General features: G+C 37.8%; 27 protein-coding genes and 2 pseudogenes. 12 read left to right on the top strand and 17 right to left on the bottom strand.

Annotated elements, in window-relative coordinates; genetic code table 11:
• Positions 1-28 precede the first annotated feature (28 nt).
• A complete protein-coding gene (locus PLEUR7319_RS0121705) occupies positions 29-613 on the bottom strand; it encodes a Uma2 family endonuclease (RefSeq protein ID WP_019507337.1) in 585 nt (194 codons plus the stop codon).
• A 65-nt stretch (positions 614-678) separates the two neighbouring features.
• Here PLEUR7319_RS0121705 and PLEUR7319_RS0121700 point away from each other — a divergent pair.
• Both PLEUR7319_RS0121700 and PLEUR7319_RS0121695 read left to right on the top strand, forming a co-directional pair.
• Positions 679-942, top strand: a pseudogene (locus tag PLEUR7319_RS0121700) (efflux RND transporter permease subunit); the annotation flags it as partial.
• A gap of 174 nt (positions 943-1,116) precedes the next feature.
• Positions 1,117-2,331, top strand: coding sequence for a hypothetical protein (locus PLEUR7319_RS0121695; RefSeq protein ID WP_036799077.1), 1,215 nt, complete (start codon positions 1,117-1,119; stop codon positions 2,329-2,331).
• Between the two features lie 241 nt (positions 2,332-2,572).
• On the opposite strand, the gene PLEUR7319_RS0121690 is transcribed toward PLEUR7319_RS0121695, so the two are convergent.
• Positions 2,573-2,791 carry a type II toxin-antitoxin system HicB family antitoxin gene (locus PLEUR7319_RS0121690; protein WP_019507334.1) on the bottom strand — a complete coding sequence of 73 codons (219 nt, stop codon included), beginning with the start codon at positions 2,789-2,791 and terminating at the stop codon, positions 2,573-2,575.
• A 10-nt stretch (positions 2,792-2,801) separates the two neighbouring features.
• Complete coding sequence (locus tag PLEUR7319_RS0121685; protein ID WP_019507333.1) at positions 2,802-3,011, bottom strand: type II toxin-antitoxin system HicA family toxin; 210 nt, start codon at positions 3,009-3,011, stop codon at positions 2,802-2,804.
• Positions 3,012-3,169: 158 nt separating this feature from the next.
• Between PLEUR7319_RS0121685 and PLEUR7319_RS0121680 the strand changes: the two are divergent.
• Positions 3,170-3,484, top strand: a pseudogene (locus PLEUR7319_RS0121680) (efflux RND transporter permease subunit); the annotation flags it as partial.
• Positions 3,485-3,617: 133 nt separating this feature from the next.
• On the opposite strand, the gene PLEUR7319_RS0121675 reads toward PLEUR7319_RS0121680, so the two are convergent.
• The 3 genes from PLEUR7319_RS0121675 to PLEUR7319_RS0121665 form a co-directional block, all read right to left on the bottom strand.
• Entirely contained in the window at positions 3,618-4,190 is a 573-nt protein-coding gene (locus PLEUR7319_RS0121675) for a Rieske (2Fe-2S) protein (protein WP_019507331.1), read from the bottom strand.
• Between the two features lie 222 nt (positions 4,191-4,412).
• Positions 4,413-4,817, bottom strand: a complete 405-nt coding sequence (locus PLEUR7319_RS0121670) for an ester cyclase (protein ID WP_019507330.1) — start codon at positions 4,815-4,817, stop codon at positions 4,413-4,415.
• Between the two features lie 68 nt (positions 4,818-4,885).
• Positions 4,886-5,467 carry a Crp/Fnr family transcriptional regulator gene (locus PLEUR7319_RS0121665; RefSeq protein ID WP_019507329.1) on the bottom strand — a complete coding sequence of 194 codons (582 nt, stop codon included), beginning with the start codon at positions 5,465-5,467 and terminating at the stop codon, positions 4,886-4,888.
• A gap of 268 nt (positions 5,468-5,735) precedes the next feature.
• Between PLEUR7319_RS0121665 and PLEUR7319_RS0121660 the strand changes: the two genes are divergently transcribed.
• The gene (locus tag PLEUR7319_RS0121660; RefSeq protein WP_026102690.1) at positions 5,736-6,002 is read left to right on the top strand and encodes a hypothetical protein; all 267 of its coding nucleotides are present in this window, start codon (positions 5,736-5,738) and stop codon (positions 6,000-6,002) included.
• Positions 6,003-6,012: 10 nt separating this feature from the next.
• Positions 6,013-6,408, top strand: a complete 396-nt coding sequence (locus PLEUR7319_RS0121655; protein ID WP_019507327.1) for a type II toxin-antitoxin system VapC family toxin — start codon at positions 6,013-6,015, stop codon at positions 6,406-6,408.
• 155 nt (positions 6,409-6,563) lie between these two features.
• Here PLEUR7319_RS0121655 and PLEUR7319_RS0121650 read toward each other — a convergent pair whose 3' ends face one another.
• Both PLEUR7319_RS0121650 and PLEUR7319_RS0121645 read right to left on the bottom strand, forming a co-directional pair.
• The gene (locus PLEUR7319_RS0121650) at positions 6,564-6,833 is read right to left on the bottom strand and encodes a hypothetical protein (RefSeq protein ID WP_019507326.1); all 270 of its coding nucleotides are present in this window, start codon (positions 6,831-6,833) and stop codon (positions 6,564-6,566) included.
• Positions 6,830-7,060 carry a hypothetical protein gene (locus PLEUR7319_RS0121645; protein WP_019507325.1) on the bottom strand — a complete coding sequence of 77 codons (231 nt, stop codon included), beginning with the start codon at positions 7,058-7,060 and terminating at the stop codon, positions 6,830-6,832. The genes PLEUR7319_RS0121650 and PLEUR7319_RS0121645 overlap by 4 nt, the downstream gene beginning before the upstream one ends.
• Before the next feature lie 258 nt (positions 7,061-7,318).
• On the opposite strand from PLEUR7319_RS0121645, the gene PLEUR7319_RS36330 reads away from it, so the two are divergent.
• From PLEUR7319_RS36330 to cruG, 6 genes are all read left to right on the top strand, one after another.
• Positions 7,319-7,585 (top strand): hypothetical protein, encoded by a 267-nt coding sequence (locus PLEUR7319_RS36330; protein ID WP_019507324.1) that lies wholly within the window; start codon positions 7,319-7,321, stop codon positions 7,583-7,585.
• A 52-nt stretch (positions 7,586-7,637) separates the two neighbouring features.
• Positions 7,638-8,522: a hypothetical protein gene (locus PLEUR7319_RS0121635; RefSeq protein WP_019507323.1), complete on the top strand. Its 885-nt coding sequence runs from the start codon at positions 7,638-7,640 to the stop codon at positions 8,520-8,522.
• A gap of 379 nt (positions 8,523-8,901) precedes the next feature.
• Positions 8,902-9,801, top strand: coding sequence for a hypothetical protein (locus tag PLEUR7319_RS0121630; RefSeq protein ID WP_019507322.1), 900 nt, complete (start codon positions 8,902-8,904; stop codon positions 9,799-9,801).
• 104 nt (positions 9,802-9,905) lie between these two features.
• Positions 9,906-10,277, top strand: a complete 372-nt coding sequence (locus PLEUR7319_RS0121625) for a rhodanese-like domain-containing protein (protein WP_019507321.1) — start codon at positions 9,906-9,908, stop codon at positions 10,275-10,277.
• Positions 10,278-10,883: 606 nt separating this feature from the next.
• On the top strand, positions 10,884-11,804 hold the full coding sequence (cruF, locus tag PLEUR7319_RS0121620; RefSeq protein ID WP_019507320.1) for a gamma-carotene 1'-hydroxylase CruF: 921 nt from the start codon (positions 10,884-10,886) through the stop codon (positions 11,802-11,804).
• Positions 11,801-12,985, top strand: a complete 1,185-nt coding sequence (gene cruG / locus PLEUR7319_RS0121615) for a 2'-O-glycosyltransferase CruG (protein WP_019507319.1) — start codon at positions 11,801-11,803, stop codon at positions 12,983-12,985. Before cruF ends, cruG begins: the two co-directional genes overlap by 4 nt.
• Before the next feature lie 51 nt (positions 12,986-13,036).
• On the opposite strand, the gene PLEUR7319_RS0121610 is transcribed toward cruG, so the two are convergent.
• From PLEUR7319_RS0121610 to PLEUR7319_RS36325, 7 genes are all read right to left on the bottom strand, one after another.
• Entirely contained in the window at positions 13,037-13,552 is a 516-nt protein-coding gene (locus PLEUR7319_RS0121610; protein WP_019507318.1) for a hypothetical protein, read from the bottom strand.
• Between the two features lie 89 nt (positions 13,553-13,641).
• A complete protein-coding gene (locus tag PLEUR7319_RS0121605) occupies positions 13,642-13,914 on the bottom strand; it encodes a hypothetical protein (RefSeq protein ID WP_019507317.1) in 273 nt (90 codons plus the stop codon).
• 226 nt (positions 13,915-14,140) lie between these two features.
• On the bottom strand, positions 14,141-14,284 hold the full coding sequence (locus PLEUR7319_RS0121600; RefSeq protein WP_019507316.1) for a high light inducible protein: 144 nt from the start codon (positions 14,282-14,284) through the stop codon (positions 14,141-14,143).
• Positions 14,285-14,578: 294 nt separating this feature from the next.
• The gene (locus PLEUR7319_RS0121595; RefSeq protein ID WP_019507315.1) at positions 14,579-15,484 is read right to left on the bottom strand and encodes an alpha/beta fold hydrolase; all 906 of its coding nucleotides are present in this window, start codon (positions 15,482-15,484) and stop codon (positions 14,579-14,581) included.
• Positions 15,485-15,629: 145 nt separating this feature from the next.
• Positions 15,630-16,442: a hypothetical protein gene (locus tag PLEUR7319_RS0121590; RefSeq protein ID WP_063822250.1), complete on the bottom strand. Its 813-nt coding sequence runs from the start codon at positions 16,440-16,442 to the stop codon at positions 15,630-15,632.
• On the bottom strand, positions 16,429-17,271 hold the full coding sequence (locus tag PLEUR7319_RS0121585) for a DUF1206 domain-containing protein (protein ID WP_019507313.1): 843 nt from the start codon (positions 17,269-17,271) through the stop codon (positions 16,429-16,431). Before PLEUR7319_RS0121585 ends, PLEUR7319_RS0121590 begins: the two co-directional genes overlap by 14 nt.
• Positions 17,272-17,286: 15 nt before the next feature.
• Positions 17,287-18,465, bottom strand: coding sequence for an XdhC/CoxI family protein (locus tag PLEUR7319_RS36325; protein WP_019507312.1), 1,179 nt, complete (start codon positions 18,463-18,465; stop codon positions 17,287-17,289).
• A gap of 318 nt (positions 18,466-18,783) precedes the next feature.
• Between PLEUR7319_RS36325 and PLEUR7319_RS0121575 the strand changes: the two genes are divergently transcribed.
• Entirely contained in the window at positions 18,784-19,596 is an 813-nt protein-coding gene (locus PLEUR7319_RS0121575) for a class I SAM-dependent methyltransferase (protein WP_019507311.1), read from the top strand.
• 105 nt (positions 19,597-19,701) lie between these two features.
• Here PLEUR7319_RS0121575 and PLEUR7319_RS0121570 read toward each other — a convergent pair whose 3' ends face one another.
• Positions 19,702-19,923 carry a type II toxin-antitoxin system HicA family toxin gene (locus tag PLEUR7319_RS0121570; RefSeq protein WP_019507310.1) on the bottom strand — a complete coding sequence of 74 codons (222 nt, stop codon included), beginning with the start codon at positions 19,921-19,923 and terminating at the stop codon, positions 19,702-19,704.
• On the bottom strand, positions 19,923-20,162 hold the full coding sequence (locus tag PLEUR7319_RS0121565) for a type II toxin-antitoxin system HicB family antitoxin (protein WP_019507309.1): 240 nt from the start codon (positions 20,160-20,162) through the stop codon (positions 19,923-19,925). The genes PLEUR7319_RS0121570 and PLEUR7319_RS0121565 overlap by 1 nt, the downstream gene beginning before the upstream one ends.
• Positions 20,163-20,390: the final 228 nt, after the last annotated feature.

The following is a 20,390-nucleotide window of genomic DNA, read 5'->3' as shown; positions in this document are numbered from 1 at the left end:
ACTGCTAATCTAAAAATAAGTTCTTTGTTTAATCTTCAAAAATATCTTGTAAATTAATAATTAAATTAGGTAGTATTAGCTCTCCTGATAAAGTTTGTGGATTATTTAATATTTCTAGTTCTTCTTGTTGACGGTAAATTTCTACTTGTTTTTCGTCGGGATTAATCAACCAACCCAATCTAACACCACAGTCCATATATTCTTTCATCTTTTTTTGCAACTCACTAAGCTCGTCTGTAGGAGACATTAATTCGAGCGCAAAATCAGGAGCGATGGGTGCAAATTTTCTTTGCTGCTGTTTACTCAAACTATTCCATTTGGCAACTGCTACCCAGCTTACATCAGGAGAACGCACTGCGCCATTAGATAATTTAAACCCTGTAGAAGAATCAAAAACAATACCTAATTTCGTTTGATTGTTCCAATTCCAAACTTGGGCAGCTAAACTAATGTTGAACTTGCCACTTTCACTTCCTGTAGGAGACATAATAATTAATTGACCTTCAGAATTAGTTTCCAATCGCGCTTCGGGATTTTCTTGGCATAATTGTTCTAAATCTGTCTCGCTAATTCTGTCAATGAAGGGTTTGAGGCTTAAGGTAACACTAGTCATGATAATTTAGTAAATTTCTAATCAAACATAATATCTGTATTTATGATAATCATTGTTTAATATGCGATCGCCTGCGTCCGATTTTTATGTCCGCAGGAACTAGTGTACTGGGTATGTTACCCCTCGCGATCCTTCCAGGAAAAGGCGCAGAACTCTATCAGGGTTTGGGTATCGCTTTAACAGGCGGTTTGGCTCTCTCTACTTTCTTAACTCCTACGGTAATTCCCGCTTTAATGGGATTGTTACAGGATTTTCAACCTAGAAGAAGTATTAAAGAGCAAGAGCGTCAACAGGAAGAATCTAGGCAATTAATCAAAGATAAAAGTTAGAAAATATAACCCACATCCATCAGCCCCATATGCGAAGCGGTATCCTTTAGGACAGATAAAGTGCGTCTGAAATCGGGGTCAAACCATGATGAAATCGGGAAAGGAAAAAGAATTATAATTAGGGCGATCCGTAACCTGACGGAGCGTGTAATCGTTTACTTTAGGATGGTGGTTATGCTGGGAATTTTATTTGGAAATGTAAAAGAACTACCAAAACCAGTAGGTAAATATATTGTGGGAATTACGCAATTAGATTTTACCGATAAAAGCCGAAAAAAAGTGTTGACCTTTGAAGAGGATAATGCATTTAGAGAAATTCCTGTAATTATTTTCTATCCAGCCGAAAGTAATGGGGGTCAAGATAGCGCATCCTATTCTTCTCCAGAAATCTTAGATTTAGAGATTCTGAGCAAAATGACATTTGGACTCGTCTCAAACAATGTCGCAAAAATTAAGACCAATTGTTATCAAGACGTACCAATTTCATCAAGTCAAGATAAGTATCCAGTTATCCTTTTTAATCACGGTTATGGTAGTTACGCAATGCAAAATACAATATTATGTTCTGATTTAGCTAGTTCGGGATATATAGTTGTTTCTGTTGGTCATCCTTATGAATCTTTAGGAGTAAAATATTTAGATGGTCGTGTAATTAAAATGGATAAAACTATCCAGAAAAAATTGAAATCTGGCAATCTTTCAAAAGAATATAAAAAGAATGCTCGACGGGTATTAAAAGAGTCAAAAAAGAAATACTATTCAGATAGCAAAGCAATGCAAACAACAGAATATCTTTTTCTGGAAAACAATCAATATTTGAATGACAATGTAAAAATTTGGACAGCAGATTCTTCCTTTGTAGCTGACTCATTAGAAGAACTAAATACAGGTAAAATAGAATCAGTATTCAAGAGTAAATTACAGCTAAATTTAGGACTGGGAATTACAGGTCATTCTTATGGAGGAGCAACTGCTGCCCAGACTTGCCTAAATGACGATAGATTTGTAGCTGGAATAAATATGGATGGCGGAACTCTAGGAGATTTTTTATATGAAGATATCAAAAAGCCATTTATGCTTTTAGGTTCTCCTGTAATCAAAAACATTTCAAGAACGACTTATATATATAATACAGAAGACACCTATATGGCGATCTTAAATCGTACTGCACATTTGGGTTATACAGACGCACTATTTATATTAAGACAGGTAAATATTTTAAATCAAATAGGTAAAAGAGAAAAATATGAATTTCGTGAAATTATTACCAATTATCATTTAAGCTTTTTTGAAAAATATTTAGTAGGAAATCAAGAAATTGAGTTAAAAGACCTGAAGTATGATGGCGTTGAATTTAGGCAGAAATTAAATAACAAGCAGACAAATTAGCATTACATAATAAACAGTCTCGATTCTTTTTATTGTGTCGAGTCGCGATCGCGGTTAAATAGTCATAAAGGCAAATACAGCACAATTCCTTTCCATTCAGCTTGCTCTGTACAATCTATTATCAATAACAACTTCAAGTAGAAGGTATGGAATACGATGCTTCTTTATATTATGGTTCGTTGCGATCACTATTTTTAAAATCATGGGGTAAAATGCGATCGCTTTTCCTCAAGTTCAAATTTTAAGCAATTTGTAGCGTATTAGGTGCGGGAATAGATTCGCCTTCTGTAACCCAAGCTTCTAGATACATTTCAATTACTTCTTCTCCATTGCGAATTGCCTCTTCGCGAGTTTTACCATGAGTACAAGGCATCACAACTCTTTCTGCAAATTCTGGTATCGTAACTAAAAAAAGACGATCTTCATCATTCCATTGCACGACCATACTGTATTGGTTCATAAAATTTTTCCTACCTCAACTCTTCCAATTCAATCAATAACTTAGCTAGCTGCTTCTCTAAGTATAGTGGTACATCATCTCCGTCTTTGCCTGAAATGGTGAGTGTTTTCTTTAGTAAGGGATGTCGCCAGCGTTCGTGACTACCTTTGCCACGCTTAGGTAAATAAACAAATCCTTCACGAGTAATTTGAGATTTTAATTCTCGAATTTTTCTGGGCATAGATTGTAATTTTATTAACTGTTACTCATAATCGAGCGAACATTTATTTAATACCATACCTCTGTATATTATCTTGTCGGCGATCGCTATTTTTCAAAATTCTGCGGTGAACTGCGATCTCGTTCCGAGCCAGCGAAGCTGACCGCGCTTTATAATTCCAAGAAGAAGGCATGGAATACGATGCCTCTCTCTATAATGGGATAGGCGATCGCTTGCGCCCCATTTTTATGTCGGCTGGAACTAGCGTACTGGGTCTGTTACCCCTTGCTATTCTTCCAGGGAAAGGCGCAGAACTCTATCAAGGCTTGGGTATTGCTCTAACAGGCGGTTTAGCTCTCTCTACTTTCTTAACTCCAACAGTAATTTCCCCTTTAATGGGATTATTACAGGATTTTCAACCTAGAAGAAGTATCAAAGAGCAAGAGCGACAACAAGAAGAATCTAGAGAATTAGTAGAGGAGAAAAGTCAATAAGATAAGTTTTTAAAACATCTAAATGAGACTATGCGATTTCTCTCAACAACACAATCACTTATCAATAACTCTTCTAAATCTTTAACGAGGGAAAAGCGATCGCTCTGTAGTTTAAATTCTGTCTATTTCTCAGTTATTCCCACTGATAATAAAGCTCTTCAACATAAGTCATAATCTCTTCTTTCGGCAACCTGATTTTTGGCTTTTGTCTGGGATATAAACTTTCTACCGCACTGCTATCTTGCTCGACAATTTTAGCTGTCGATTCTACAAGCGATCGCTCGATGAGATTTTTGATTACAGGCACTTTTGTTAGTGGACTTTTCCAATTGGCATAAGACAAAACAAAAGTACGAGTGCGATTCTCTGTTTCTGGATACAGAATAAAGAATTGCCGTAATTCACCCAAGGGAATTTTAGCTTTAAACAATGTAGTAGAAGGGAAAGTTTTCAGCAGTCTACCTTCGCGATCAAATTCTAATGCATGATACGGACAGACAATAGAGTTACGAGACTTACATATCCAGCCATTAGATAGAGGTGCTTGCAGATGAGGACAAATATTATCTAAAGCCGAAATTTCTCCTTGATCGTTTTGCCAGATAACATAATCGCTTCCATTTAAAGTTATTTTGTAGGGTCGATTTATTCCTAACATCGAGCGGTGAGCAATTAACCAAGGTGCGCCTTTTAAAATAGGATTCATTACGGTTATATAAACTTTCGATTGACTATGTATAGCGGTTCTCGTATTAATGAGATACGCCTTGGTGGAGTCAGGGAATAGGGAATAGGGGTTTTCAGGTTTTTGACTAAGTTTATATTTGTACCTCACTTATTTGAGAACCGCTATATTCGTTATCCTATTAAGCAACTCCTATTCTTCTCATTGACTTGGGTTAAGAATTTCTTGTTTCTAAAACTAAAACTATTTTTGTAACTGCTGCATCATACTAAACACATCTGCTTGTCCCCAGTGTTTGACAACTTTGCCATCTACGATGTGATCGATGTGAACAAATGAAAATCGAACCCTTTTACCTGTAGCTGGAACGTCCATCAACTCTCCCTGATGAGTTCCGCAAAATATTCTACGAGTGACAACTTTATCGCCTTCTGCAATGATTTCATCTATTTGATGACAACCATCTGGGAATACACTAAACATTGACATTGCGTATTCTATAAAACTATCTACACCTTGGCGAGTAATCCCGTACATTCCATGACCTACAATGTCAGTAGCCATAAATTTCTGTCCTTGTTCGACATCCTGACGATCGAATGCTCGATACATTTTAATGACGATCGCTTTATTCTGTTCGAGTAACATAGTATTTTTCTGCAATAGTATATTTTCATCACTTTACTAAGCAGACAAACAAGGAGCATTGACTTAAGTTAAGAAATTTCTTTTTGATATACTCTTCGTTTTAAACGACTGAGAGATTCAGGCTCGATACCCAAATAAGAAGCTAAATAATATTGAGGAAGACGTTGTAATAATTCTGGTTCGTTTTTGAGAAGTTTAAGATAGCGTTCTTCAGGAGTATCTAAAAAAAGAGAAAGTAATTTATCTCGAAGAAAAAACGCTAAGTCTTCAGCCACAAGTCTTAAAAACTTTTGTCCGTCGGGAGCATTTTCAAAAAAAGCTATTGCTCGGTGATCGAATATAAGGATTTCGGAATCTTCAATCGCCTGACAGGAAAAACAAGCTGGTGTTTGTTTTTGGAAACTTTCATAATCTCCAAAAGTTTGCTTTTCGGAATGAAAAAATAAAGTGTATTCTTTCCCCTTTGTGATGACAAAGCTTCTCAAACAGCCGTTTAGAGTGAAATAAACGGCTTTACACACATCGCCTTGATGAAATATAAATTCCCCTTTAGAAACTTTTTGAGACTTTAAAAAAGATCGAACAAGTCTGGCATCAAATTTTAATTCTGGTGAAAGTTGTTGAATATAGTCAAAAAAAGCTCGATTCATTGCTAAGGTAAAATTCAGTATGGCAAATCGATCTTAACTTTTGCTTCGACTGCTATAAAAGCTTTCTAAACTCTTTGGGCGCTACTCCTACTAATCTTTAAAGTAACAACTGAGGTGGCTTTGATGAGAAAAACCCAGTTTCAAAGCTACATTTGCGATCGCTATTTTAAAATTATGTAGTGCAATGCGATCGCTATCATTTAACCAACTTTAACCACAAGAAATGACAAAATATGAATATCAAGCAAATTTCTATGCCAAAAAAGATATGAAAATTAAAGGTATCAAACGAGGTCAAACAATAGAATTACTAGAACAAGTTAATAATATTGCTGATGGAGAAGAGATTATAGTAGAAATTTCCCCTGTAACGTTTCATCCCCTCGCTAATCTTAGTCCGCAAGAACGGCAAAACCGAATTGAACAAGTTTTAGGTGCATGGCAAAACGATTCAGAAATTGATACCATCTTTGCTGAAATAGATCGAAAACGTCACAGCTATTATGGACGACAAATCGATTCACTAGACGATTGAGGTGGCAAATGTGTATTTACTCGATAGTAATATCTGTATTGCTTTAATCAAGGCTAATCCGATAGTTATGCCAATTTTTATGGCTAAAGCAGTTCAATGTTATATTCCCACTCTTGTTTTAGGCGAACTTTATAAAGGTGTTTACTGTTCCCAAAAAGTTGAGAAAAATCTGGTAAATTTGAAAAATTTCTTATCTTTAGTAGCAATTATTGAATTTGATCGCGTTGCTGCGTTAGAGTTTGGTTTGATTCAAGGCGAACTAAGAAGCAAAGGAAAACCTACAGGAGAAATAGATGCTTTGATTGCAGCCGTTGCACGTTCTCGCCTCGATACATTAGTTACCAATAATATTCGTCATTTTAAAAATATTGATGGCTTGAAGCTGGAAAATTGGTTAGAGCAGTAAAGCAAATTGCTATTTTTTGATTATGTGGTGAAATGAGATCGTGCCTTACAATTCCAAGATGAAGGTATGGAGTAGGATGCTTCTCTCTTTTATGGTTAGTTGCGATCTCTGGTTTTAAAATTATGTGGTGAAATGTGATCGCTTTTCATTTTAAATTAAATTCTTTTAAGCAATTCATCATATTCATCATGCGTACCAATCCAAAACCAGTAAATACAATCTGACTCCAACAAACCCAAAGTTCTGTAGTTCAAACTTACGCGAGCAGAATAAATTGGTTGTTTCTGACTTACTTTCTTGAATTGAAGACTGGGATGAGATGAATCTTTTTGCCACAGTTTGTATGCTTTAATAGCCTGTTTCCAAACTGATGGAGGAAGCTGCTTGAATCCTTTACGAAATGACTTAGTGACACTCGATTTCATTTTTCAGTCGAAAGAAAATCATCAAGCGAAACAGTTTCATCACTATTAATTTCCTGTCGCACCATTTCCGCCATCCGATCCCATTGTTCGTCAGTTGTTGAATTAAAGCGGGTTGACCACTTTTGCTCATCTTGTAATTCTTCTAAAAATCTAGAAGCGATCGCATCTTGTTGTTCTGGTGACAGTTTTTCAATTTCGGCGATCGCCAAACGTAGTAACTCAGTCATATTTTGATAGCAATTAATGTTACAAAATACCAAATCATATAGCTTTTTAATTTTAGCCAAAACAAATTTATTACTCGAACTAAATTTTTAGGGAAAGAAAAAGGCAGTTTTTCTTAATTGTGTCTGAAAGGCGATCACACCTTACAACTTCAAGCAGAAGGAATGGAATACGATGCTTCTCTTTATTATGCCTTGGCGCGATCGCTGTTTTTTGATTATGTCTAAAAGGCGATCTCATTTATGCAAGTTTGTTAAATTGTGAATAAGGATACGGAGGTATTGGCGATTGCAGCACAACAACAACGCATTCTAATTAGTCACGATCTTGGCGAAGCCAAGGCGCTACGCGATCGCAAAACAATGCCATCAGAATTTGCCCAGTTTATTACCAATAATCAAAGTTTAGGAGTGATTATTGTTTCAAGAAAAGTACCAATCGAAATTATTATCGAAGAATTAATCTTAATTTGGGCTGTTTCAAGTACAGAAGAATGGATAAATCGGATTGCTAAAATACCCCTTTAATAGAAGAATGAGCGAGATCACGCCCTACAACTCCAAGCAGAACGAATAAAAGATGAACTATAGTTTTACAGAAATTCGCTTACAGGTAGAAAATTACAGTAGAGCAGGTAATAAGGAAGCGATCATAGATTTATTAGAAAATTATTTACGAGCCGATTTAAAAGTAGAAGAAAGGATTTGGGCTTGGTGGAATTTAGTAGATAATCTTGCTATGTTACGCCGCTGTAATGATGCTGTCACTCAACAAGAGAATTATCTGAAATGGGCTATCTCTTCTAATCTAGCTTCTAAGTATATATTAGAAGTAATGAATGACGGAACTCAAGCCTTGTGTTGGTTACAACTGAATCGTCTTGATGACTGGATTAATATTTTTAATCAACTAATCGACAATACTGAACCTAGTCAAGAAAATAGATTGGCTCGCTTCTATTATTTCAGAACAGCAGCGCGAATTTTTAGCACCGCAACTCGATATAAATTGGCTGAAGATGCGATCGCTAAACTGAAAAACTTACTGCTAGAGAATATTAACTGGGAGAACAAAACCTGGGTAGAGATTGAGATATTAGCAGTAGAGTTAAACTTATTAGAAGCTGAAGGTAATGTTGATCGGGCAATCCAACTAACAGCAAAAATTAAAGAACAAATAGAAACAATAGAAAAATTAAAATTAGCAAATCCTACAAAAATTTCAACTCTTTGGCATAATAATGCAGCGCCACTTTTTCGTATGGGACTTTATTTAGAAGCCGAATTAATGTTCCGTAGAGCGATTGCTTTAAATTCTCAAAATTGGTGTTCTTTCGTTTTTTTAGCTGCTTGTCTGACCAAAATAAACAAATATTCAGAAGAATCGACTCAATTGTTGGTAGAAGCTGAATCTTTAACTAATCATAGAGATTACGAAGCCTTACTTTTTCGTATCTGTGCATAAATAATTAACAGTTTGAGCGAGATGGAAAAAACCGACCCTGGTTTAATATACTAATAGACAAAATAAATCAAGCTTTGGCGATAAAAATTTATATTGCGTTACCTTAAAAACAAATCAACACAAACTAAAAACAATTATTTCCATGACCCTTGCTACAGATAAGCCCTCTTACGATGGGATTAGGAACTGGGACTTCTTCGGTTATTGCTCAATTAATTGACCAAGGCGATTGCTCTCCGCCCTAAACAAAGGCTTAAGCCGCATGTCCTAAAGGACTAGCTTCGCGTCGCGCACCAGCAAAGCTGATCGCCGAAAGGTGCAGCAGCTAACTACTGACAGTCTCCTCATAGACAAGTCGATTCTCAAACTAAAATCTACGATGTTATCACACCAACAAAAACAATCCTCAAGCGAGCAGTGGCTTTACCAACGCTTCTTAGAAATATTGATCTATCCCAGCATTTGGACTGCTGCTGGAGTCGCCTCCCTGACTTACTTTGTCCAAGAAATCCTTAACCTGCCTCCTAACTGGCGAGCAGTTGCTCTCATTTTTGCTGCCGCTCTTCTTTTTTATAATTTAGACCGTCTTCTAGACTCCTACATCCAACCTATTCCTGACCCCAAGGTTCAGTCTTACGTTCGCCATCCTAGTTTTAGCCTCCTCTTACTGGTCACGGGATTAACACTGGGGATTTTACTATATCAAGCTCCGTTTCAGGTACAACTTGTAAGTTGTGGTGGACTCTTACCTTTAATCTACGGAATTCCCATACTGCCTTGGGCTAGAGGTCAAAATCTGCGGTGGTACCGACTCAAAGATGTTCCTGGCGCTAAGGCTTGGATTGTTGCCGGAATAATTACCTACGCTCTAGTCGCTGTCCCTCTAGCATACGCTGGCGTTATGTTTGAAGAATCAGCAGCACTGACTGCTCTATTCTTATTAATTTTTACAGGCACTAACTCCCACCTCTTTGACGTTCGCGATCTCGACTCAGACCGAGAACAGGGAGTACTGACTTGGCCTCTGATGCTAGGAGTAAGAGGAAATCGCCTCATCTGGACCGGTTTAAATCTTAGTTTGTTTGCCTTTTTAGTCTGGTTCTGGACAACAGGACTGAATTCTCCTGCATTAGAAGTGGTCTTGCCTGTGCTGGCGATCAATTTAGTCTTAATTTGGCTTCTAAGTCCCGACACTCCCAGAAATGTCTATAACATCGGCTTAGATGGCTGCCTGTTTCTACCACTTCTCTTAACTGAGATCTCAAATTCATTTTATTAAAATTGAATATTTGTCAGCAAATTTTCATAAAAATTACCAAAACTTAAATTTTTGTTACAATCTAAAGAGTAGTTTTTAGTTTAGAGATCTCACAAAAACAAATCATGAGTATTAGCATTATTCCTATCCCCGCACCTCTTAAGTCTCAATCTCGTTCTTATGACTTGAAAGAACGCCTTGACTGGGGAGAACCAGCTCTCACCATCATTGATGTTAGAGACCGAGATGCTTTCAACATCAGCCATATCATGGGAGCAGTTTCCCTGCCTATGACTGGGTTAGTCGATCATGCTTTGATTAATCTTGAACTTACTCGCGATCTCTATGTTTATGGTTCTACTGATGAGCAGACTGCTGAGGCTGCGACTCAATTACGTACTGCTGGCTATCAAAACGTGGCTGAATTAACAGGTGGCTTGGCTGCCTGGAAGGCTAATGGCTATCCGATTGAAGGAAACTCTGCTGTTGTTGCCTAAATCTAGAAAAACCAAATTAATCCTATCTTCCTTAATTGACAGCCAAACTCCCACCCCTTGCTAGAATTTGCGGGTGGGGTTTTTTATTGTACCTGGTAACAAGGTGAAAATCTCTTAGTTTTATCAGAATATTTACTGATGTCTGTTCACTTATAAGCTAGAGTAATCATCCCCAACTACTTTGTCACTTAATAATATTTACATTTCTTGAAGAAAAGTTACTATACTTTAAATATAATCAACAGATTGACGATTGATTTGATTTAAGTTACTGCCTAGTGAAAAGGCTAATCCTCAGCCGAAATGTAACAGTAGCTTCCGCAATTATTTATATTGATCTGTGTTCAAGTTAATCAACATAACTTTACATAACGACTAAAATTCCCCAGGTTTTCTATGTCTACTAACAAAATACTAACTGCAATATTTAGAGCTTTGGGCTTTAGGTATAAAACCCCAAAGCTCTTATTGATTGGTATTTATAATTTATTGAAGAGATAAGAGAGTTTGTGTTTATATGTTAAGTAATGATGCTAGTGTAACGAGGCGGAAATAAAACATTTATTTCAGACTTTTCCTACATCCTCTGAGGAGCGAATTTTTTTTATGAAGCAACTGCGTAACGCGGAACGTTTATTGCTAATCGGTCATATTTTATCGATGGTTTTTGGATTAGCAGGAATTATTTTAGTTTTACCGAATTCCGAATTTCAAGCCGAATTAGTTCAATTTAAATGGGGAGCAACTATTTTTAGTTGGTCGATGGCTGGCGGTGGGGTAATATATATGCTCTTGGGAACACTGGCAGTAGCATTTTATGCTTATCGAACGATTGGCAAATGGCACTGGCTTAGTTTTATGCTACCGGCGATCGCATTATCTTTAAGTAGTGAACTACTAGGTACTAGCACAGGGTTTCCTTTCGGTCACTATCGCTATCTTAGTGGTCTAGGATATAAAATTGCGGGTTTAGTTCCCTTTACCATTCCCTTATCCTGGTTTTATTTAGGTTTTAGTGCTTATATTATTGCTCGTGCTGGCTTAGAAGCTGTTGAACTTAAATCCTGGTTACGTCAATTTCTGGCGATCGCCTTTGGAGCATTATGTCTTACTTCTTGGGATTTTGTTCTCGATCCCGCTATGAGTCAAGCGGCGATTCCGTTTTGGCTCTGGGAACAACCAGGGGCATTTTTTGGCATGCCTTATCAAAACTTTGCTGGTTGGATGGGTACTGGCGTTTTGTTTATGACCGTGGCAGCAATTCTGTGGCGAATTAAACCCTTGAAATTACCTAATTATGATTTAGGCTTACCCTTAGCAATTTATCTCAGTAATTTTGCTTTTGCCACAATATTGAGTTGGTCAGCAGGAATATATCCTCCCGTATTTTTAGGAGTTATGTTAGGGGTTTTTCCGATCCTACTTTTTTACGAAATCGCTAAAAATCAAACTGATTCTACTTCTGAGCCAAATGAATTAGTCACCTCCACAGTTCCTGTTGCTGAGGCTGGAGTAATTCAGCAGTGAATTCAGAACTAATAAATGCTATTTCTCTGGGAGTTTTAATATTTCAGGGAGTAGCAACTCTGATTCTATTGTCTCGCTTGTTACCAGGAGCGATGCGTCGTTCGCCTCTTAAACCCCAACCGTTCAATCAAAGCTTTTCAGGAAAAGTCAGCGCGATTATTCCTACACTTAACGAAGCTGCCAGAATCAAACCTTGTTTACGGGGTTTGAGTCGTCAAGGTGGGGAACTAAGGGAAGTTATTGTCGTAGATAGTAATTCCCAAGATGAAACACCAGCAATAGTTCAAACTCAAGCCCAAATCGATTCACGTTTTCGTTTGATTAATGACCCTCCTTTACCTAAAGAATGGGTTGGTCGTCCTTGGGCATTACATAATGGATTTTTAAATAGTTCTAATCAAAGTGAATGGATTCTTGGCATAGATGCCGATACTCAGCCGCAAGCTGGATTAATTAACAGTTTACTTACTATTGCCACCACAGAAGGCTACGATCTAATTTCTCTGGCACCTCAATTTATTTTGCAATATCCAGGGGAATGGTGGTTACAGCCAGCCTTACTAGTCACCTTACTCTATCGCTTTGATTCTGCTGGAGTAAATACAGCTAATCCTGAACGAGTAATGTCAAACGGACAATGCTTTTTCTGCCGTCGTTCAGTCTTAGAATCATTGGCTGGTTATAGTAGTGCAGCAAATTCTTTTTGTGATGATGTCACTCTTGCCCGTAACATAGCAGCAGCAGGTTATAAAGTTGGCTTCTTGGATGGTGCCAAGCTGATTAAAGTCAGAATGTATGAAGGGGCGAAAGAAACTTGGCAAGAATGGGGGCGCTCGCTCGATCTTAAAGATGCTGCTTCGGTATTTCAAGTCTGGAGTGATTGGTGGTTTTTGTTATTGGTTCAGGGATTACCTCTTGTTTTATCGCTCGTTGCTTGGTTGCTACTTAATTTAGGGTACGGTTCAATTACTTTGGTTGCAGTAATAGGTTTGAATCTTTTCTTGCTATTTTTACGCCTCATTATCTTAATAGCGATCGCGTCTTCTTACCAACGTCCCGCTCAATTTTCTCTAGCTTCTTGGTTATTTTGGCTTTCTCCCCTTGCAGATCCTCTAGCTGTACTTAGGATTTTCTTATCTTCTCGACAAACTCCTACTCAATGGCGCGGGAGAATTTATTAATGGAACTTAGACCAAAACTAATCAAAACTAAATTAATAAACCAAAAAAATTTCAAGCATTGGTAGGTTCGGTATATCCTTGGATATATTCAGGCTCAAACTGACGTAATAATCTAGTAGCCTGACTAATTAAACTGTCTGTGCCTTTGGTGATAATGATGTATCGACCTGCATTAAGTCGATTACGATAGGTCAAAGCATCTCCACTACCCACTGTTAAGCCGACACCACCGCCAACAACAATAGCTCCTAATAATCCAGAAACCGCACCTAAAATACCGCCAATAATATGATTGATTATCGGGTTGACAAAGGAAAAAATTTCGATGTTTGTCAATAGATTAAATAAGTAACCTGTGGCAAAGCCAAAAGGGATAAGCCAATAAGCCAACTTTTTAGCTCTTTTGAGTCCTTGTTGATTAGGATTGATTAAGCCAAATTCATCGGCGCTTTGGTAGCCATCACCGAGGATAGTAACTTTTTCTGGTGATATACCATCTTTTTTGAGAATGGAATATGCCTCTTCTGCTTGTTGTTTATTGGCTAAAACTGCAACTAGATAGTTCATAGTATTCAATGTTTGATAAATATTGGTTTTAGGCGATCGCTTTATTTCCTCTGCAAGTATGAAATGTGTATGCGATCGCTATAGTGGAATTAAGAAATTAGACTGGTCAACGCCCAAGCATAAGTGACGAGCGCCAAAATAGCCAAACTGATGAGAGTCTCTTTTTGTGTAGTCAACCAATGCTGTAAGCCATTCCCAAGATAGGCTAAAGCAGCGCGGCGTTCAATAGCTAGTTCGGCCATCAAATCAGCTACTCTGGCGTCTACTTCTTCTAGAGGTATTTCACCTTGCTGATAAGCAACTTCTAGCTCATCTAACTGGCGCCAGTATTCTTTTGTTGCTTGAAGAAGATTAGGAAACATCAACTAAAACTGATAACTGTGGTTAAAATTTACGGTGGTTATGAAGCAGTAAGCCATGTCACATTTAACTTTGCGATTAGGCTCAATAGGAGCAGAGAGAATGATTTTTCTGGTCTTTCTCTCAATTAATCTAAGATGCAACATAGGTGCGTTTAAGCAATAGCAATTTACCGCCCAGAATAGTGCGGTCAGAAAATTCATTCTGGCAGCACCAGCTACTTGTTCACTACAGCAGACCCAACTGAGATAGAATGCCTTGACCGGTCATCAATTCAGTGGCTATGCCGATAACTATGCCCAGCATAGCCAGACGACCATTCCAGTTCTCTGCAAATTGGGTAAAGCCGAACTTGTTGTTTTGGTTTTCCATGAGATTAATTCTTGGTAACTTTGATCGCCGTGTTCGTAAAGATTTATTACATATATTATAAACAATTATTACGATAGGTGCATACAAGTACCAAAATAGTCACAAGTTCTATTAAGTAGGTAGGCAGAATGATTTATAAAACCATACTATTAAGCTATTTCCCTATCCCCTATTCCCTATTCCCTATTCCCTTACCGTAGGCATTTTATATTTAATTACACCCACCTACTTAGACGTTAAATGTAAAAAGGGTGAAGATTTATTCCCGAATTAGCGTCAAGTTTGGAGTTCTCGTTAATTTAAGAGAAGTTCTGAGTTTAAAAATCGGCGAATCAAGCCAATAGTAACAGCAGGAAGTTCTAGTTGCGGAGTAAGACCCACTTCTTCTAATACTTGAAAAACCTTAATTGCCGTCGGATTCATATTCGCTAAGCGTCTTCCAATATCAGGACCAGTAAACTGAGATTTTTGACCCCATATGATGGCCGTAGGAGTCGTCAGTTGCTCGATGTACTGAGATAGGTCAAAGCATAAATCTCCTCGCACGAAAGAAAGAGCACTATATTCCGCATTCGGTTGCTTAGCTGATTCTAAGTAAGCTTGTACTATCTCAGGATAGACTCGTTCTGGACGGGCAAATTGACGCTGTTCCAAAAAGTTACGAATTCCTAACTCATTAGCGACACCAAAATCGTAGATAAAGCGATCGAGGATTGGGGTACTGACCAGTTGGGCAAAGAAGCTACGTGTGTAGTTTTCTCCAAAATCAGAAAGTCCAGCCGGTGTAGTGAGAATCAAGGACTTGAACAACTCAGGACGAGCGATCGCTACTCGGATTGTAAAGGCCGCTGTCAAAGATGAAGCGATCACCGTAGTCGGTCCGTTGCAGGTGTTCTCTAAGAATTCAGGAATGGTGGTCAGGTAGTCATCAATCTGATAATTTCGGGTCAGATGGTCTGACCTTCCCCAACCAATTAAATCGGGTGCCAGAATGCGATATTCACTGGCAAAAGCGGGATAGACTTGAGACCACTCGTAAGCTGAGGAGCCACCTCCAAAGCCGTGCAGAAATACTAGTGTCGGCAGGGTTTCAGATGAACTTCCCTCTAGGAACCAAGGAGCCCCATCGGCTGTATAATAGACCATCTTGCCAAGACTAGTGGTCAGAGAAAGCTCGCTAAAACCAGGTAATTGAAACATAATATGTTAAAAGAAACGAATGTTGAGTGTTGATTCGGGCGCTCGGATAAGCTTGTCAATTCTTTAAATATAGTCTGACATTTCAGGTGGAAATATAATTTTCCAACAGCTTGCTGTACAAATTTGGACACTCTCGTATTATTAACTACAGTTTTAAAATTTGAATTTTTTCAGCGATTAAGACGGGTTTTTGAGAATAATTGGCTTCTATCTGTTTCTGAATCGATAAATCCCAGCCTAAATCGTAATCCCGCTCTAACTCAACTGCAATAAATGGACGTAGAGTCCCGTACACGATCGCTGTTTGTTCGTTATCAAGTTTAATTCTAGGCTTAAGTTGTACTACCAACAAATCTTCGCCGCCAAATACTTGTTCCTCATCAAGTTCAAATACTCCATAGCTTTTAAGATCTTCTAGCTCTCCTTTGATTGCTAAGGGCTTACCATAGTAAACCTCAGGACTACGAGTTAAATCCTCTGGGTCAGGTGAAAGCGTTAGGGAATCGGCAATAATTACAGGCTGGTTTTCATATTGAGTATAAAGGTTGGGGTCGAGATGTAAATCGTACTTCTGTTTAATATCAGTGAAACTCAATCGCTCTATTTTTCCACTAACTAAAACTTCGGGTGTTTTCTCCGTAGCAAATGTCAAAGGTGTTTGAGAGGTATCTATAACTAAAATACTGGCACCACTAAAAGCTCGATCTTTATCTAAAATTAAACCTTTTTCCCCTATTGTCTCGAGAACATCATTTCGAACTAATACGGATTTTCCCACAAAGAGGTCGATATTCTCGGTTATTGTAGCTACATCTACTAAACTGCTGCGGTCAATTTTTATTTCTGAACTATTGGAACAGGCTGAAAAAGTTACAATAATAAAGTAAGCGATCGCCAAAAACGATATTTTTTTAGCAGCTTTGATAGTTGAAGTTGAATAAGCTTTATCTAATGGCATAACGTCGATACATAGCAGCAACAAACATATACAGTCCATAGCAAATCAAACCAATACCAATTAAGCCTAACCACAGCCACCCAAAAGGTTTAGTAGCCAGCACTCGCAAAGCATTTTGTAATCCTCCAGCCAGCTCTGAATTACCAGAGAGAGCAGCTTGAATCAAGAAAATACCAGTTAAAACAAAAGCTATTCCTCTGGAAGCCACACCCAGTTTACCGATGCGTGTAGCCCATGTTTCTAATTGGTGGTGAATATCGTCCGACTCAAAATCACTTATGTATGAACCAGTGTAAGCTCCATAAACATAACCAAGACCGATTGTTGTGACAGTAATTCCCCCCAATAGAATCAACCATTCACCAACGGCTTGGTCAAATAATTGATTTACTAAGTCTTCCATGGTGTCGTCATATTCTCCTAATTCAAAAACTATATTGAGAGCAGAATAAGAAACACCCCCATAGCTCAAACCACTCATGATGTAACCGAGGCGTTGGAAAATACTCTTTAAACTCCAAGGATTAGAATGTCCTGACATAAGTATTGTCTGAAGTAATCTTCGCATTACATATCCTGTTAGAGCAATTGCTAATAAACAAACTAGCAACTTTCCCAATGGCTGCTTGGTAAGCCAAGTAAGGGTAAGATAGGTTCCCGATGCTTGTCGGTCAGAAACCACAGCAGCTTGAACTGCTAATAAGCCAATTAACAGGTACACAGTTCCTTTAGCAGCATACCCGATGAGAATATATTGTTTTAGCCAAGGATTAGCGCTTAAGCTTCCCTTTAGCCAACTCTTCGCTTTATTTGACCATTGACTAATCATTGATTATGAAATCGATTAATTTGTATCCCAACTACTGACTGGTTGAACATATCGAGGTTGTTCAGAATGAATTGGTGCGCTGCGGTGTTTCAGAAATCCACCCTGACGATTTTGAATCACAGCTTGAATTTCAGCAATAATCGATAACGCGATCGCCTCTGGATTATCTGCACCAAGATCCAATCCTACAGGACTATATAACTCCGATTCTAGTTGAGGAATAAAGCCTTCAGACTGTAAATCTAGAAGTAAACGGTTAGTTCTTTGCTTTGGACCAAGTATCCCCAGATATTTAACAGTCAGAGAACTTAATGTCTGTAGAAATTCTAGATCGTATAGATAATTATGACTCATCACTACGACTACAGTTTGTTTATTAAACTTGATTTGTGACTCAGTCAGCTCGGATAAACCAAAAACAACACGATCGCACTCATCAAAACGTTTTGCTGTCATCGTACGTCCTTGAGGATCGATGACGGTAACGTACCAGCCTAATTCTTTAGCAAAATGAACTACAGGAAGCACATCAAAACCAGCCCCGAAAATAATCAAGGAAGTTGGTGGTTGAATTACTTCCAAAAAAACTTCAACTATTTCCTCTGACAATCTATATACTTGCGACCGTGATTGTTGTTGTTGGAAAACAGATCTAGTATCTTGAGTAACAAGATCCTTTAGTTCAAAATTAGTAATAGTTGAAATAACGCTACCATCAGGATTTATTAAAATGCGATCAGTCGGGTTCGTCATAGCGTAATCGCTTGTTTCGACTGTGTTCGTACCTTCTACTCTAAATACAGTTGCGACTGCACCAGCTTGTCTAGTAGATAAACATTGGTCTATTAAACTCAGTACATTCGCTTGAGCGCTTTTTAATGGTTCGATGAGGATATAAGCCACCCCCTGACAACCCAAACCCAAACCCCAAATTAGATCGTCTTCAGAAGTAGTATCGTATTTAACTAGAGTAGAAATTCCTGTTTTGAGGACTTGTTGCGATCGCTCGACCACATCGCTTTCCAAGCAACCACCGCTAATTGTACCTACCTGTTGACCGTCTGAGGTAATTAACATTCTCGCCCCAGGACGACGATATGCCGAGCCTTCTACCTTAACGAGAGTTGCCAAAGCTGCCGTTTGTTCTGGTAGGAGTTGTTTCCAGACTTGAATAATCTCTTGTAATTCTTTCATGAGCTTTTGAGCCTACGCATAATATAAACTTAGCGATCGAGTTAAAAATATTCAATTTATAGGATTAATGGCTCTTTTTCAATTTGCCCCATTGATAAGTATCATTGACGACAACTACAACTAAGACAGCTAGGGCAATCTTTAAAATAGTTTTAAATGAGATATTTAGCTAAATATCTATTACTATTACAGACGGTTTACTGTCAAAAAATGATCGCATAGCCATATCTAACTGAATTAAAAAGCGATCGCCTTATTATTAATGAAGCAACCACCGACATTGTCATCAATATTCACTAAGATTAGAGAGAATTAACAATGTTGAATAATTACAAACAAACAATAACTAATTTTTTTAATCGTAGAACTAGCTATGATTATGAAGGAAAAGGTCATCCCGAAAATGCTAAAAGATTTTTAGACTTTGTGACCGTAAAACCAGGTCAAATTATCCTCGATCTATGTACGGGGACTGGTTTAGTAGCAATAACAGTGGCAAAAACTGTCGGACAGCAGGGTTCGGTGATTGGTGTGGATATGTCACCAGGAATGCTAACACAAGCAAAAACTAAAATTGAAGCCGAAGGAATTAAAAATCTGGAATTAATTGAAGCTGATGTAGAATCAGTTGATTTCAATAACGAACAATTTGATCGAATTTTTTGTTGTTCGGCACTGGTATATGTTAGCGATATTCCCACGCTACTTAACAAATGCTATCGTTGGCTAAAACCTGGCGGTTATTTGGCGTTTACTTCGTCTAACAAAGGTTCTCATTTATCCGAAGTCAGGGTTAGAGTTTGTAAGGATTTGTTTGACATCGATCTACCTCATATTATTAGACCTCTGTGGACTGCCGAAAAATGTACTAAACTCTTACAGGATTCTGGATTTCAAAATACTAAAATCGAAAAACACCTGTTTCGCAGAGAAAAAATAAACGATAATTATCGCTCTACGCAAATTGAAAATGAATTTTATCCTAGAGGCAATCCTTTATCAAATTTATCGCCAGTACAAAAACAACTGTTGCAGGTTGAATATATTAAGGCTGTTGATCACTTAATTGCAGAAACAGGAGTATGGCAAGAAGCAAACAATCTTTATGTTAAAGCTTGGAAATCAGCATGACTAAAAAAGCGATCGCAATTTGAATTTAATTGGTCAAGAGCGATCGCTCATAATCTGGAAAATTCAAGTTTTTTTAGATTTTTTAGATACTGCTGCAATATTTTTCTAAGCCTTTAAGAAATCTTCTACCTCTACTCGCGCTTGTTTGAGAATATTCCTTAAAATTCCTTCCCTGACTTCTCCATGATGGGGAATGGTGGTTCTTATATTAGTAGTTGAATTAATCCAAATTTCATGGTCTCCTTTTCCAGTACGATAAAATTCAAATCCTAACTTTCTCAATTTACGAGTTACCTCTCGATAAGAAAAACCTGCCAACCTACCCATTACACTTCAATAATTAAAGGATATTCAAATTGTTTGGGCATTGCCGATAGTGTCTCTTTAGATTTTGAGTTGCGATCAAGTTCTAAAAGAATACGAGCGAGATCTTCAGCTATAGCTACGGCTTCTTCAACTGTCTTTCCTTCTGCTACCAAACCTTGTATTTCATCGCTAGTAGCAACAAAGTATTCTTTTTGCTGTTCTTCAAATCTCTCGATCTTTAGTTTAACGATCGCTTTCATTATTTTTCGTTCTGATTAAAACTGAAAACTTAGTATGTTAATTATATCTATCGTCAACTACCAACACATATAAGTACCCATGTACTTCTATAGAAAAATATCGACAGAAATTATAGGCGCGATCGCCATTTGAATTTAATTGGTCAAGAGCCTTCTACCTTTACTAAAATTGCTAAAGCTGCCTTATGTTGATTTTTAAGCTGTTTCCAAGTAGCAATAATATCTTGT

The sequence above is a fragment of the Pleurocapsa sp. PCC 7319 genome, assembly GCF_000332195.1.
Lineage (GTDB): Bacteria > Cyanobacteriota > Cyanobacteriia > Cyanobacteriales > Xenococcaceae > Waterburya.
This window is presented reverse-complemented; position numbering and strand designations above follow the sequence as displayed.

Coding starts and splice junctions, on each gene's coding strand:
- PLEUR7319_RS0121705 (WP_019507337.1), bottom strand. CDS start 613: ATGACTAGTGTTACCTTAAGCCTCAAACCCTTCATTGACAGAATTAGC.
- PLEUR7319_RS0121695 (WP_036799077.1), top strand. CDS start 1,117: ATGCTGGGAATTTTATTTGGAAATGTAAAAGAACTACCAAAACCAGTA.
- PLEUR7319_RS0121690 (WP_019507334.1), bottom strand. CDS start 2,791: ATGAACCAATACAGTATGGTCGTGCAATGGAATGATGAAGATCGTCTT.
- PLEUR7319_RS0121685 (WP_019507333.1), bottom strand. CDS start 3,011: ATGCCCAGAAAAATTCGAGAATTAAAATCTCAAATTACTCGTGAAGGA.
- PLEUR7319_RS0121675 (WP_019507331.1), bottom strand. CDS start 4,190: ATGAATCCTATTTTAAAAGGCGCACCTTGGTTAATTGCTCACCGCTCG.
- PLEUR7319_RS0121670 (WP_019507330.1), bottom strand. CDS start 4,817: ATGTTACTCGAACAGAATAAAGCGATCGTCATTAAAATGTATCGAGCA.
- PLEUR7319_RS0121665 (WP_019507329.1), bottom strand. CDS start 5,467: ATGAATCGAGCTTTTTTTGACTATATTCAACAACTTTCACCAGAATTA.
- PLEUR7319_RS0121660 (WP_026102690.1), top strand. CDS start 5,736: ATGAAAATTAAAGGTATCAAACGAGGTCAAACAATAGAATTACTAGAA.
- PLEUR7319_RS0121650 (WP_019507326.1), bottom strand. CDS start 6,833: ATGAAATCGAGTGTCACTAAGTCATTTCGTAAAGGATTCAAGCAGCTT.
- PLEUR7319_RS0121645 (WP_019507325.1), bottom strand. CDS start 7,060: ATGACTGAGTTACTACGTTTGGCGATCGCCGAAATTGAAAAACTGTCA.
- PLEUR7319_RS0121635 (WP_019507323.1), top strand. CDS start 7,638: ATGAACTATAGTTTTACAGAAATTCGCTTACAGGTAGAAAATTACAGT.
- PLEUR7319_RS0121630 (WP_019507322.1), top strand. CDS start 8,902: ATGTTATCACACCAACAAAAACAATCCTCAAGCGAGCAGTGGCTTTAC.
- PLEUR7319_RS0121625 (WP_019507321.1), top strand. CDS start 9,906: ATGAGTATTAGCATTATTCCTATCCCCGCACCTCTTAAGTCTCAATCT.
- cruF (WP_019507320.1), top strand. CDS start 10,884: ATGAAGCAACTGCGTAACGCGGAACGTTTATTGCTAATCGGTCATATT.
- PLEUR7319_RS0121610 (WP_019507318.1), bottom strand. CDS start 13,552: ATGAACTATCTAGTTGCAGTTTTAGCCAATAAACAACAAGCAGAAGAG.
- PLEUR7319_RS0121605 (WP_019507317.1), bottom strand. CDS start 13,914: ATGTTTCCTAATCTTCTTCAAGCAACAAAAGAATACTGGCGCCAGTTA.
- PLEUR7319_RS0121600 (WP_019507316.1), bottom strand. CDS start 14,284: ATGGAAAACCAAAACAACAAGTTCGGCTTTACCCAATTTGCAGAGAAC.
- PLEUR7319_RS0121595 (WP_019507315.1), bottom strand. CDS start 15,484: ATGTTTCAATTACCTGGTTTTAGCGAGCTTTCTCTGACCACTAGTCTT.
- PLEUR7319_RS0121590 (WP_063822250.1), bottom strand. CDS start 16,442: ATGCCATTAGATAAAGCTTATTCAACTTCAACTATCAAAGCTGCTAAA.
- PLEUR7319_RS0121585 (WP_019507313.1), bottom strand. CDS start 17,271: ATGATTAGTCAATGGTCAAATAAAGCGAAGAGTTGGCTAAAGGGAAGC.
- PLEUR7319_RS36325 (WP_019507312.1), bottom strand. CDS start 18,465: ATGAAAGAATTACAAGAGATTATTCAAGTCTGGAAACAACTCCTACCA.
- PLEUR7319_RS0121575 (WP_019507311.1), top strand. CDS start 18,784: ATGTTGAATAATTACAAACAAACAATAACTAATTTTTTTAATCGTAGA.
- PLEUR7319_RS0121570 (WP_019507310.1), bottom strand. CDS start 19,923: ATGGGTAGGTTGGCAGGTTTTTCTTATCGAGAGGTAACTCGTAAATTG.
- PLEUR7319_RS0121565 (WP_019507309.1), bottom strand. CDS start 20,162: ATGAAAGCGATCGTTAAACTAAAGATCGAGAGATTTGAAGAACAGCAA.